The sequence below is a fragment of the Micromonospora sp. NPDC005707 genome, from assembly GCF_040631005.1.
Classification (GTDB): domain Bacteria; phylum Actinomycetota; class Actinomycetes; order Mycobacteriales; family Micromonosporaceae; genus Micromonospora.
Map to the genome: position 1 here is coordinate 371,758 of NZ_JBEXYR010000006.1, position 12,487 is coordinate 384,244.

Here is a 12,487-nt window from a genome sequence, read left to right on the forward strand (position 1 = left end):
GGCTCAGCTCTCGGGTGGGCGGCAGGTGTCGTACGAGGGGTACCTGATCGCGGCGGTGATGACGCTGGCACGTCGGCACCGGCCGGTGTGGTCGTGGCGGAGGTGACGTCGGATCTGCCGCTGCGGATCGGAGTTGCCGTGCCGTGCCCGCCACCGCATTCCCATCAACCGAGCGCACTGGCCGGGGGAGCAGGAGTGAGCAGCGCGCGCCTCCGGCTCGGGTGCTTCCCATGAGCACGCACGGGCCAGTGCTGCCGATCTGGGCCTGCGGTGACTGTGGTGGTCCATGGCCCTGTCCGACCCGGCGCCAGGAACTGCGCGCGGAGTTCGCGGATGCTTCCGTGTCACTTGCGCTCTACATGGGTGCGCAGCTCGTGCGAGCGTCAGCCGACCTGCACTGGATGCCGGCTGGTGCGCTGCACCGGCGGTTTCTCGGGTGGACGCGGTGAGCATTCTGCGGGCCGGAGACGAGAAGTTCCACTACAGCGATGGCTCGTGTGAGCGCGGCTGTTGCGGAGGTCGCCCGGGTTCGGTGCGGGAGGGGGCCTCGGTCGGTTGGCGTCCGGTGGGTCACCGGTTGGCGGCCCGGGCCTCCGGTTTGATCCACCCGAAGGTGCGCTCCACGGCGCGCTGCCAGTTCTCCCGTTCCTCGGCGCGGATCGTCTCGTCCAGTTCCGGCTCCCAGCGGGCGGCGAGGTGCCAGTTGCTGCGCAGCCCCTCCAGGTCGGCCCAGTAGCCGACCGCGAGTCCGGCGGCGTACGCGGCGCCGAGCGAGACCGTCTCGGCGACCATGGGGCGCACCACGGGGACGCCGAGCACGTCGGCGACGAACTGCATGAGCAGGTTGTTGGCGGTCATCCCGCCGTCGACCCGCAGCGCTGTCAGATCCAGTCCGGAGTCGGCGTTCATCGCCTCGACCACCTCGCGGGTCTGCCAGCCGGTGGCCTCCAGCACCGCCCGGGCCAGGTGCCCCTTCGTGATGTACGAGGTGAGCCCGACGATCACGCCCCGCGCCTCGCTGCGCCAGTGCGGCGCGAACAGCCCGGAGAAGGCCGGCACGATGTAGCAGCCGCCGTTGTCGTCGACGGTGCGGGCGAGGGTCTCGATCTCCGGCGCGGTGGTGATGAGGTCGAGCTGGTCGCGGAACCACTGCACCAGGGAGCCGGTGATCGCGATGGAGCCTTCGAGGGCGTAGACGGCCGGCCTGCCGGCGATCTGGTAGCCCACGGTGGTGAGCAGCCCGTGGTCGGAGTGCACCGGCTCCTCGCCGGTGTTGAGCAGCAGGAAGCTGCCGGTGCCGTAGGTGCACTTGGCGTCGCCGGGCGCGAAGCAGGTCTGGCCGAACAGGGCGGCCTGCTGGTCGCCGAGCGCGGCGGCGATCCGCACGCCGGGCAGGACGGTGGTCGCCGTGCCGTACACCTCCGACGAGGAACGGATCTCGGGCAGCATGGCGGCCGGGATGCCGAAGAAGGCCAGCGAGTCGGGGTGCCAGCGGAGCGTGTGCAGGTCCATCAGCATGGTGCGGCTGGCGTTGGTCACATCGGTCAGGTGCAGGCCGCCGTCCGGCCCGCCGGTGAGGTTCCAGATGAGCCAGCTCTCCATGGTGCCGAAGAGCACCTCGCCCCGCTCGGCCCGCTCCGGCAGGCCGGGGGCGTGGTCCAGCAGCCAGCGCAGCTTCGGTGCCGAGAAGTACGTGGTGAGCGGCAGGCCGCAGCGCTCCCGCAGGCCGTCGGCGCCGGCCGCCTCGGACAGCGTCTCCACCAGCGCGTCGGTGCGGGTGTCCTGCCAGATGATCGCGGGCGCCACCGGCACGCCGGTGCGGCGGTCCCACACCACGATGGTCTCCCGCTGGTTGGCGATGCCGATGGCGGCGATCTGGTCGACGCCGATGCCGGCCTCGACGAGGGCCCGGGGCACCACCTTGCCGACGTTGCGCCAGATCTCCAGGGCGTCGTGCTCCACCCAGCCCGGGCGGGGGAAGTGCTGCTGGTGCTCCCGCTGGGCCACGGAGACGAGGTTGCCGCGGCGGTCGAACACGATGCAGCGGGTCGAGGTGGTGCCCTGGTCGATGGAGACGACGTAGCTGTCGGTCATGTCCTCGTCCTCTCTGGCGCGGGGGTGGCGGTGCAGCCTGGACGGATCACCAGCGGGCGGCCCCGAGATCGCGGGACACCGCCCGGGCGGCGTCCCGGACGTACGCGACGAGCGCGGGCCGGGGGTGGCTCTTGCCGTCGCAGACCCGGTGGACCGGGCCGGAGAGCCCGATCGCGCCCACGACGAGGCCGCCGTAGCCGCGGATGGGCGCGGCGATGCCGGCCTCGCCGAGGGTCATCTCCTCGATCTCGGCGCCCCAGCCGTTGTCCCGGATCTCGGTCAGCGCGCGGGACAGGGTCCGCGCGGTGACCAGGGTGCGGCGGGTGTACGGCTCGGGTTCGCCCTGCAGGACGGCGTTGGCAGCGCCTACGTCGTAGGCGAGCAGGACCTTCCCGAGTGCGGTGGCGTGCGGGGGCAGCAGGGACCCGACGTCGAGCGTCTGCAGGGTGTCGTCGGGCCGGAAGACGTGGTGGACCACCAGCACCTTGCCGTCCAGCAGGGTGCCGATGCGGACGGACTCCCCGCTGCGCGCGGCCAGCGGGTCGGCCCAGTTGATGGAGCGGGAGCGCAGTTCGTTGACGTCGAGGTAGCTGGTGCCGAGGTGCAGCAGCGCCGCCCCGAGCTGGTACTTGCCGGAGGTCTTGTCCTGCTCCACGAAGCCGACGTCCTGAAGGGTCCGGACGATCCCGTGCGCGGTGCCCTTGGGCAGGTCGAGGGAACGGGCGATCTCCCCGATGCCGAGTCGGCCGGAACTGCTGGCCAGCAGGCGGAGGATCGCCGCGGCACGCGCGATGGACTGCACCTGACCCGGCATGGGGCGGAATGCTAGCGGCGTTCCGCCAGTCGCAACAGTGTTCGACAATGTCGACCGGGGTTCGTTGACCCGACCTCGCGGCGCTCTCTACGGTTCAGCCACTCCCACCGCTTCTGGAGGCGCCAGATGACGCAACGAGCGAAGGTTCCCGGACTTCTCGGTGAGTTGGCCGCCGAGTTCGCCGGCACCGCGATCCTCATCCTGTTCGGCGTGGGCGTGGTCGCCCAGGTGGCCGCCGCCGGCACCGGCGAGTTCGACAGCATCGCCTGGGCGTGGGGCCTCGGCGTCACGCTCGGCGTGTACGTGGCGGGCCGGATCAGCGGTGCCCACCTCAACCCGGCGGTCACCGTCGCCCTGGCCGTGTTCAAGGGCTTCTCCTGGCGCAAGGTGATGCCGTACGCGCTGGCCCAGACCGCCGGCGCGTTCGTTGCGGCCTTGGTCATCCGCTGGAACTACAGCGAGGCGCTGTCCCGCTTCGACCCGGGCCTCACGGTCAAGAGCCAGGGCGTCTTCTCCACCCTGCCGGGCGCCGGCGTCAGCGAGTGGGGCGCCCTGCGCGACCAGATCATCGGTACGGCGATACTGCTGTTCCTGATCCTGGCGGTCACCGACGCACGCAACTCGCTGCCCGGCGGCAACCTCGCCCCGCTGATCGTCGGCCTGATCGTGGTGGCGATCGGGATGGCCTTCGCCGCCAACGCCGGCTACGCCATCAACCCCGCCCGCGACTTCGGCCCCCGCCTCGCCTCCTTCCTGACCGGCTACGAGACAGCGTTCCAGGATGCCGGCGGCTACCCGTACTTCTGGGTGCCGATCGTCGGGCCGCTCGTCGGCGGTGTGGCCGGCGCCGGTCTCTACGAGCTGATCGTCGGCCGGTTCCTGCCCGACGAGGACACCCCGGAGCCGGGCGCCCTGGCCACCGAGGCCGCGCCGGGAGAGGCCGAGCTTTCCCGAGTCTGATCCGCCGACCCCGTATTTCCCGTACCGGAAGGAGACCCCCGCATGGCTGACTTCGTCGGCGCCGTGGACCAGGGCACCACCAGCACCCGATTCATGATCTTCGACCACGGTGGCAACGAGGTCGGCCGCCACCAGCTCGAACACCAGCAGATCCTGCCGCGGGCGGGCTGGGTCGAGCACAACCCCCTGGAGATCTGGGAACGGACCCAGACGGTGATCCAGACGTCGATGAACGAGCACGGCCTGGCCGGCTCCGACCTCGCCGCGCTCGGCATCACCAACCAGCGCGAGACCACGGTGGTGTGGAATCGCCGGACCGGCCGGCCTTACTACAACGCGATCGTCTGGCAGGACACCCGCACGGACCGGATCGCCTCTGCCCTCGAACGCGAGGGCAAGGGGGACGTCATCCGGCGCAGGGCGGGCCTGCCGCCGGCGACGTACTTCTCCGCCGGGAAGATCCAGTGGATCCTGGAGAACGTCGACGGGGTCCGGGAGGCGGCCCAGCGTGGCGACGCCGTCTTCGGTAACACCGACACCTGGCTGCTGTGGAACCTGACCGGCGGCACGGAGGGCGGTGTGCACGTCACCGACCCCACCAACGCCAGCCGCACGATGCTCATGAACCTGGAGACGCTCGACTGGGACGACGAGTTGCTGTCGTTCTTCGGCATCCCGCGGGCCATGCTGCCGGAGATCCGACCGTCCTCCGACCCCCGCTCGTACGGCAGCACCGTGCCGCACGGGCCGTTCAGCAGCCCCGTCCGGATCACCGGCGACCTGGGCGACCAGCAGGCCGCCACGGTCGGGCAGGTCTGCTTCGCGCCGGGCGAGGCGAAGAACACGTACGGCACCGGCAACTTCATGCTGCTCAATACCGGCACCGACATCGTGCGGTCCAAGGCCGGGCTGCTCACCACGGTCTGCTACCAGTTCGGCGACGACGCGCCGGTGTACGCGCTGGAGGGCTCGATCGCGGTCACCGGCTCGGCCGTGCAGTGGCTGCGTGACCAGCTCAAGATCATCAGCACCGCCGCGCAGAGCGAGATCCTGGCCCGCCAGGTCGAGGACAGCGGCGGCGTGTACTTCGTTCCGGCGTTCTCCGGCCTGTTCGCCCCGTACTGGCGCTCCGACGCTCGCGGCGCGATCGTCGGCCTGTCCCGGTTCAACACCGACGCGCACATCGCCCGGGCCACCCTGGAGTCGATCTGCTACCAGAGCCGGGACGTGGCCGAGGCCATGGAGCAGGACTCCGGGGTGCACCTGGAGTGCCTGAAGGTCGATGGCGGCGTCACCGTCAACGACCTCTGCATGCAGCTCCAGGCGGACATCCTCGGGGTGCCGGTCAGCCGGCCGGTGGTCGCCGAGACCACGGCCCTGGGCGCGGCCTACGCGGCCGGGCTCGCCGTCGGGTTCTGGAAGAGCACCGACGAACTGCGCGAGAACTGGAACGAGAGCCGGCGCTGGCAGCCGACCTGGTCGCCGGAGCAGCGCGAGACCGGCTACGCCCGGTGGAAGAAGGCGGTCGGCCGCACCCTCGACTGGGTCGACGTCGACTGAACCGTATCCCTGTCCCACCCCCAGGATCCGGGCGGCCGGCGCCCCCTCGCCGGCCGCCCACCCCGCGCAGAAAGAGAAGACGGATGCATTCCGCGACACTGTCACCGGCCGCCCGCGAGCGGTCCCTGGCCGCGCTCGGCGGCGGCCAGGAACTGGACGTCCTGGTGATCGGCGGCGGCGTCACCGGCGCCGGCTGCGCGCTCGACGCCGTCACCCGCGGCCTGTCGGTCGGGCTCGTCGAGGCCCGCGACTGGGCCAGCGGCACCTCGAGCCGGTCCAGCAAGCTCATCCACGGCGGCCTGCGCTACCTGGAGATGCTCGACTTCGGGCTGGTCCGGGAGGCGCTGCGCGAGCGCGGGCTGCTCCTGCAGCGGCTCGCCCCGCACCTGGTCCGCCCGGTGCCGTTCCTCTACCCGCTGCGGCACCGCGGCTGGGAGCGGCTGTACGCGGGGGCCGGCGTCCTGCTCTACGACACCATGAGCCTCTCGGGCAGTCACGCGCGCGGCGTGCCGGCCCACCGGCATCTGACCCGCCGGGGCGCGCTGCGCGCCTGTCCGTCCCTGCGGCCCGAGGCGATGGTCGGCGCCCTCCAGTACTACGACGCCCAGGTCGACGACGCCCGGCTGGTGACCTTCCTGGTCCGCACCGCCGCCGCGTACGGGGCGCATCCGCTGTCGCGGGCGCGGGTGGTGGGTTTCCTCCGCGAGGGCGCCCGCGTCACCGGGGCACGGGTGCACGACCTGGAGACCGACCGGGTGTTGGAGGTGCGCGCCCGGCAGGTCGTCAACGCCACCGGCGTGTGGACCGACGACAGCCAGGCACTCGTGGGCGAGCGGGGCCAGGTCCAGGTCCGGGCCTCCAAGGGCATCCACCTGGTCGTTCCGCGCGACCGGATCCGGTCCCGGACCGGCCTGATCCTGCGTACCGATACCAGTGTGCTGTTCGTGATCCCGTGGGGCCGGCACTGGCTGATCGGCACCACCGACACCGACTGGGACCTGGACAAGGCGCATCCGGCGGCGACCAGCCGGGACATCGACTACCTGCTGGGGCACGTCAACCAGGTGCTGGCCACCCCGCTGACCCGTGACGACGTCGAGGGGGTGTACGCCGGACTGCGCCCGCTGCTGTCCGGGGAGTCCGACGCCACGGCGAAGCTGTCCCGCGAGCACGCCGTGCTCAGCCCGACGCCCGGGCTGGTGATGGTGGCCGGCGGCAAGTACACGACGTACCGGGTCATGGCACGCGACGCGGTCGACGAGGCCGTGCGCGGCCTCGGCGGCGGGGTTCCCGCCTCGTGCACCGACCGGGTGCCGTTGCTCGGCGCGGAGGGCCACGTCGCGCGATGGAACCAGCGACGCCGGCTGGCGCAGCAGTTCGGCCTGCACACCGAGCGCGTCGAGCACCTGTTGCACCGCTACGGCGCCGCCGTTGACGAGGTGCTGGAGCTGCTGCGGGAGGACCCGACGCTCGGCCGGCCGCTCGACGGCGCGGAGGACTACCTGCGGGTGGAGATCGCCTACGCGGCCTCCGCCGAGGGAGCGCTGCACCTGGAGGACGCGCTGACCCGGCGTACCCACATCTCGATCGAGAGCTTCGACGGGGGGCTGACGGCGGCCCGGCCGGCGGCGGAGCTGATGGCTCCGGTCCTCGGTTGGGACGAGCAGCGGGTCGACCGGGAGGTGGCGCACTACCTGGACGTGGTCCGGGCCGAGCGGGCCGCGCACGAGCAGCCCGACGACACGGCGGCCGACGCGGCCCGGCTGGGCGCCCCCGAGGTGGTGCAGCAGGCGGCCCTGGCGGCCTGACCGGTCAGCGCAGGGCGATGGTGACGGTGGCGGTCAGCCCGTCGGCGCGGCGGCGCAGGGTCAGCGAGTCGGCCAGCTGGTCCGCCAGCCAGAGGCCCCGGCCGCCGGCCACGTCCCCGGCGACCTGCCGGATCGGCGGTGCGTCGACGCCCGCACCGTGATCGACGACGTCACAGAGCAGGAGGTCGCCCTGCCGCCGCAGGTGCAGGTGGCCCGTGCCGCCGCCATGGCGTACGGCGTTGGTGGCCAGCTCGTGGACGGCCAGGACGAAGTCCTCGGCGGGCTCGCCGGTCAGCCCTGCCGCCGCGAGACCCGCGGCGACGGCATGCCGCAGCTCGGTGATGGTGGCAGCGGTGAAGTCCCGGGAAAGGAGCGACGACGCCCCGCGTCGCGCGTGCCCGGCCCCCGTGGAGTTGATCTCGGCCGGCGGCCCGAAACCGCCCATGGGAAAAGAGGCTACCTGCATTCCGAATATCCGCCCGCGCCGCCCCGTCCTACTCCGGTGCGCCGGGGGGCTCCGGCGGTATCCGCAGCACGAGCAGGGCGATGTCGTCGTCACTTCTGCCCGCGAAGCGGGCCAGCAACCCGTCGCAGAGCTGCTCGGCGGACTCCCCGTGCCGGCCGGTGAGGCTCCGCACCAGCTCCGCCAACCCGTCGTCGATCGTCGCGCCGCGGCGGTCGATCAGGCCGTCCGTGTACAGGACGACGGCGCAGCCGGGCGTGAGGGTGACCCGGTGGCTGCCGCGCACGACGCCGGCCTGGACGCCCAGCAGCATCTCCGGCGGCGTGCGCAGCAGGGTCGCGACCCCGTCGGGGGTGACGAGGACCGGTGGCGGGTGCCCGGCGTTGGACCACGACAGGGTGTGCACGCCGCTCCGGGTCTGCTCCTCGTCCTGCTCCACCCGCGCCAGGACACCGGTCGCCAACGTGTCCACGCCCAGGCCCCGCATCGTCGCCTCCAGGCCCTCCAGCACCCCGCCCGGCGGCTTCCCCACCGTGTACGCGACCCCGCGGAGCAGGTTGCGGATCTGCGCCATGGCCGCGGCGGCCTGCTGGTCGTGGCCCGCCACGTCCCCGATCACCAGGGTGAGGCCGCCGTCGGGCTGCAGGAACGAGTCGTACCAGTCACCGCCGATCCGCGCGCGTTCCGCCGCCGGCTGGTAGCGGACCGCCACCTCGGTCCCGGGCGGCTGGGCGGGTGGGGTCAGCAGGCTGCGCTGCAGTCGCTCCGACAGGTCGCGTTCCAGGATCGCGACCCGCCGCTCGGCCTGGCGCGCCTGGGCCCGCTGCAGCGCCTGCGCCACCGACGCGCCCAGCAGCCGCACGAACCCCACGTAGCCGTCGTCCAGGGGCAGGTGCTGGCTCAGCCGTGCCACCAGGATCGTCTCCGCGGACGGTGCCAGGCCCGGCAGGCGCACCCGCATCACGGGGACGTCCGCCGTCGTCTCCAGCACGAAGTCCCCGTCCTGGAAGATCGTCGACGGCAGCGCGGGCAGTGGCGGGCGGCCGGCGTCGCCGGCGGCGCCCGGGACGAGGATGTCGACGTCCGGCAGGTCCTGTGGATCGGTGCGCAGCACCCGCACCGCCCGGTCGAGGATCTCCGCCGGGTCTTCGAGGCCGCTGAGGGCGTCGCTGAGCCCGACCAGCATGATCAGCCGCCGCTGGGACAGCACCTGCGTGGTGGTCTCGGTCGCGATGTCGATCACGCCCTCGGCCCGGCCGTCCGGGTCGCGGACCGCGGAGTAGGAGAACGTGAAGAAACACTCCTCGGGATAGCCGCTCCGGTCCATCAGCAGCCGCATGTCCCGCGTCCAGGTCGCGCGCCCGGTCGACCGCACCGAACGGAGCATCGGCCCGATGACATCCCAGATCTCCGCGAACACCTGCGCCGCCGGGGCGCCGAGCGCGGCCGGATGCTTCTGCCCGATCAACTCGACGTAGGCCTGGTTGTAGACCATGACGAACTCCGGGCCCCAGAACAGCGTCACCGGGAACCGGGAGTGCAGGGTGAGGTCGACGGCGGCGCGCAGCGTCGGACTCCAGTCGCGCACCGCGCCCAGTGGCGTGGACGCCCAGTCCACCCCGCGGTACGCCGAGCGCAGCGTCCCGGCCGGCTCGAACAGCTCATCCACCGCCCGACCATAGCCCCACCGCCGTACCCGGGTCGGTCGTCGCCGTCAGGCGGTGCCCACGCTCACGGGATCGTCCGGGCGCGGCTGCGGCTCGGGCGCCGGGCCCGCCCCGGCCGGGTCGCCGCCGGTCGGGGACGGCCTCCGGGGCAGGCGGGCGAGCCCGGCAGCCACCCCGCCGAGGGCGATCGTCGCCGCGGCGCACAGCAGCAGCGTGTGGCGGGCGCCCATCGCGGCCGTCAGGGGACCGCCGAGCATGGTGCCCAGCGGCACCGCCAGCACGACGACGGCGCCGTTGGCGGCCAGGGCCTGCGGGAGTCGCGCCGTGGTGGTGCTGCGCTGGAACAGCGCCATGGACGTGGACCGGTAGGGGGCCCAGAGGAGGCCGGCCAGGGCGAAGGCCGGCAGCGAGAGGCCGACGGGCACGTCGAGGCCGAGCGGCAGCATGGCGCCACCGAACCCGATGACGATGCCGATGGTGATCGGCCACAGCGGCCAGCGGCGCAGGTAACCGGTGGCGAGACCGCCCACGAGCGAGCCGGCGCCGAAGGCGGTGTAGTACAGGCCGAGCGTCGTCGCGGAGCCGTGCAGGTCCTCGGTGACCAGGACCGGCATGGCCACGTAGAACGGCCCGAAGAGGAGGAAGAACCCGAAGGTCAGGGCCAGTAGGCCCCGCAGGGCCCGGTGCTGGCGGATGACGGCGAAACCGGCCGTGCGGGACGGGGCCGCCTCCGCCGGCGCTGCCCGCGTGCCGCCGGGGACGGCGAGGCGGTAGGTGGCGGCCAGCACGGCGAAGGTGAGCGCGTCGAGCGCGATGACCCAGACCGGACCGGCCACGCCGATCAGGATGCCCGCCAGCGGCGGGCCGGCGATCGTGGCGGCCTGGCCGATGACGCCGAGCACCGCGTTGGCCGGCAGGTGATCCCGTTCGGGCAGGAGTTCGGCGATCAGCGTGAAGCGTCCGGCCGAGCCCCACGAGTGCAGCAGCGAGGACGCGGCGAGCAGGGCCACGTAGCGGCCGATGGTGAGTGCCCCGGCTAGGTGGGCGACGGGGATCGCCGCGAGGGCGCCGGCGCGCAGGACGGCGTCCCAGCCGGCGAGCTGCGCCCCGCTCCGACCGGCCAGGCGCCGGGCGAAGACGATGGTTCCGGCGGCGCTCGGCAGGGTGTACGCCGCCACCGCGACGGCTGTCCACGTGCCGCGCTGGCCCTGGGGTGCGAGTTGCATCGCCAGCCAGGTCACCGCGACCAGGGCCATGCCGTCGCCCAGGGCCGAGACCGCCAGCCCGGGCAGGACCCGGCGCAGCAGCGGGTGACTCACCACCGGCCAGTAGGGCGAGGAACGCGGAAATCGGGGCGTCGCGGTGTCTTGCTGCATGTCGCCACCCGACACGAGGCAGGGCACGCACCACAACGAAATCGCCTCAGGGCAGAAGGCCGCACCTGCTCAGCCGACCGGAAGTGGCGGCGCCGGTCGCCGGCGGTGTCGGTCATACGACATGGCGCGCCGGTGGGAAAGGGAACGGCGGGAAGCCTTTTGTGAATAGCCGGTGAAATGTGCGCGGGAAGCGCCGACAAAGGTGAGCGACCGTCCGCTGTCCCGCGCCTTTCCGACAGTGCCGAGGAATGGCGTAACCGGCGGCACTGGCAAGAGTCCTACCTGCTCAGAGCGCATGTGGAGCGGGCATGGCGGAACCGGCAATGGTCGCACGCCGACCGGGTCGCGGTAAATGGCTGAGTCCGCTTGGTAGCAGCAGCCTGGTGAATGGGATTCATCGCCGCAGAATTCGAGGTCGACCGGGGGAATTGTCACCCCGGCGGCTCTCACCAGCAGGAGGTAAATCCACATGAGTCGAATGACATCGGGCGGACGCGGGGGTACGGTCATGCGCCGTACCATTTTCGCGTTGGCCGCCGCGATCGTCGCGGCCGGGGCCTTCGGGACCCCGGCGATGGCCGACGGCAAACCCGTCACGCCGTCGACCCAGCCGGCCGAGGCCGTGCCGGGCGGGTTCGCCAGTTGGCGGGCGCTGTTCGCGGAGCAGGACCGGCTCAACGCGGCGGCCGGCGAGATCACGGCCGCCCGCGGCGAGGGCTTCGCCGGCGTGGTCGCCGCGCCGGAGTCCCGGAGGCTCACCGTCTACTGGAAGGGGCGGGTGCCCGGGTCGGTCCGTGACCTGGCCAAGCGGCTCTCCGTGCCGGTGAAGTTCAAGCCGGCCCGGTTCCACCAGCGCGAGATGGTCGCCGAGGCCAAGCGACTCGCCGCCGACCCGCGGGCCGTCTCGGTGGCCGCCAAGGTCGACGGCAGCGGGCTCGCGGTGACCGTCAACGGCCGGGCGCTCGCGTCGGGCAAGCGGGACGTCCTGCGTACCGCGCGGCTGCCGCTCAGCGTGAGCACCACGCCGAGCGCGACGGCCCTCAACCGCCAGAACGACTTCGCCCCGTACTGGGGTGGGGCGCGCTACTACGCCGGCGGTGGCTGCACCACCGGCTTCGGGGTCTACTGGAACGACGCCCGGCAGATCCTCAGCGCCGGGCACTGCGGCGTCAACGGCCAGGTCGCCTACGACGGTGGTGGCCCCACCAACACCATGGGTCCGATCATCAACGACAACAACCCGCGGGACACCCTGATGATCCGGGTCGCGGCCGGCGGCCGGATCTACACCGGGCCGTACAACGCGGCCACCAGCGTCGGGGTCGGCGGCGCCGCGTCGGACTACGTCGGCAACTACGTCTGCACCGGCGGCTCCTCCAGCGGTGAGCACTGCAGCCTTCGGGTCGACGTGGTCAACCAGTTCGTCAACATCGGGTACGTGATCGGGCCGGTGACGCAGGCCAACCACCTCGTCGCCGGGGGCTGCGCCGCCGCGCCGGGCGACAGCGGCGGGCCGGTGTACTCGTACCGGTCGGACGGCCGGATCGACGCGCGCGGCACCGTCTCCGCCGGCGTGCTCGGCACGGCGGTCTGCCCCGGCGTGAGCCCCAACGGCTCCCGGACCGTCTGGTACGCCCCGCTGCTGCGGCCGGTGGGCGACGCGCAGATCGGGTCGCTGACCTACTACGGCGCCTCGCTCATCCAGGGCTGAGGCGAACAGCGTGGGCCGGTCCACTCGGGACCGG

Annotated in this window: 9 protein-coding genes; 4 read left to right on the forward strand and 5 right to left on the reverse strand. The window is 72.7% G+C overall.

Annotated features, from left to right (window positions below; all coding sequences use genetic code 11):
• Window positions 1–570: 570 nt before the first annotated feature.
• Both glpK (ABZ452_RS14670) and ABZ452_RS14675 read right to left on the reverse strand, forming a co-directional pair.
• Window positions 571–2,094, reverse strand: a complete 1,524-nt coding sequence (gene glpK, locus ABZ452_RS14670) for a glycerol kinase GlpK (RefSeq protein WP_357942643.1) — start codon at window positions 2,092–2,094, stop codon at window positions 571–573.
• A gap of 46 nt (window positions 2,095–2,140) precedes the next feature.
• On the reverse strand, window positions 2,141–2,908 hold the full coding sequence (locus ABZ452_RS14675) for an IclR family transcriptional regulator (protein ID WP_357942645.1): 768 nt from the start codon (window positions 2,906–2,908) through the stop codon (window positions 2,141–2,143).
• Between the two features lie 126 nt (window positions 2,909–3,034).
• On the opposite strand from ABZ452_RS14675, the gene ABZ452_RS14680 reads away from it, so the two are divergent.
• From ABZ452_RS14680 to ABZ452_RS14690, 3 genes are all read left to right on the forward strand, one after another.
• Window positions 3,035–3,868, forward strand: coding sequence for an MIP/aquaporin family protein (locus ABZ452_RS14680; protein ID WP_357942647.1), 834 nt, complete (start codon window positions 3,035–3,037; stop codon window positions 3,866–3,868).
• 42 nt (window positions 3,869–3,910) lie between these two features.
• Entirely contained in the window at window positions 3,911–5,428 is a 1,518-nt protein-coding gene (gene glpK, locus ABZ452_RS14685; protein ID WP_357942649.1) for a glycerol kinase GlpK, read from the forward strand.
• 83 nt (window positions 5,429–5,511) lie between these two features.
• The gene (locus ABZ452_RS14690) at window positions 5,512–7,236 is read left to right on the forward strand and encodes a glycerol-3-phosphate dehydrogenase/oxidase (RefSeq protein WP_357942651.1); all 1,725 of its coding nucleotides are present in this window, start codon (window positions 5,512–5,514) and stop codon (window positions 7,234–7,236) included.
• A gap of 4 nt (window positions 7,237–7,240) precedes the next feature.
• Here ABZ452_RS14690 and ABZ452_RS14695 read toward each other — a convergent pair whose 3' ends face one another.
• Genes ABZ452_RS14695 through ABZ452_RS14705 form a run of 3 tightly spaced genes read right to left on the reverse strand, consistent with a single transcriptional unit; the run spans window position 7,241 to window position 10,742 of the window.
• The gene (locus ABZ452_RS14695; RefSeq protein ID WP_357942653.1) at window positions 7,241–7,681 is read right to left on the reverse strand and encodes an ATP-binding protein; all 441 of its coding nucleotides are present in this window, start codon (window positions 7,679–7,681) and stop codon (window positions 7,241–7,243) included.
• A 49-nt stretch (window positions 7,682–7,730) separates the two neighbouring features.
• A complete protein-coding gene (locus tag ABZ452_RS14700) occupies window positions 7,731–9,368 on the reverse strand; it encodes a SpoIIE family protein phosphatase (protein ID WP_357942655.1) in 1,638 nt (545 codons plus the stop codon).
• Window positions 9,369–9,413: 45 nt separating this feature from the next.
• Complete coding sequence (locus ABZ452_RS14705) at window positions 9,414–10,742, reverse strand: MFS transporter (protein WP_357942657.1); 1,329 nt, start codon at window positions 10,740–10,742, stop codon at window positions 9,414–9,416.
• Window positions 10,743–11,250: 508 nt separating this feature from the next.
• Here ABZ452_RS14705 and ABZ452_RS14710 point away from each other — a divergent pair.
• On the forward strand, window positions 11,251–12,453 hold the full coding sequence (locus ABZ452_RS14710) for a S1 family peptidase (protein WP_357942659.1): 1,203 nt from the start codon (window positions 11,251–11,253) through the stop codon (window positions 12,451–12,453).
• Window positions 12,454–12,487 lie beyond the last annotated feature (34 nt).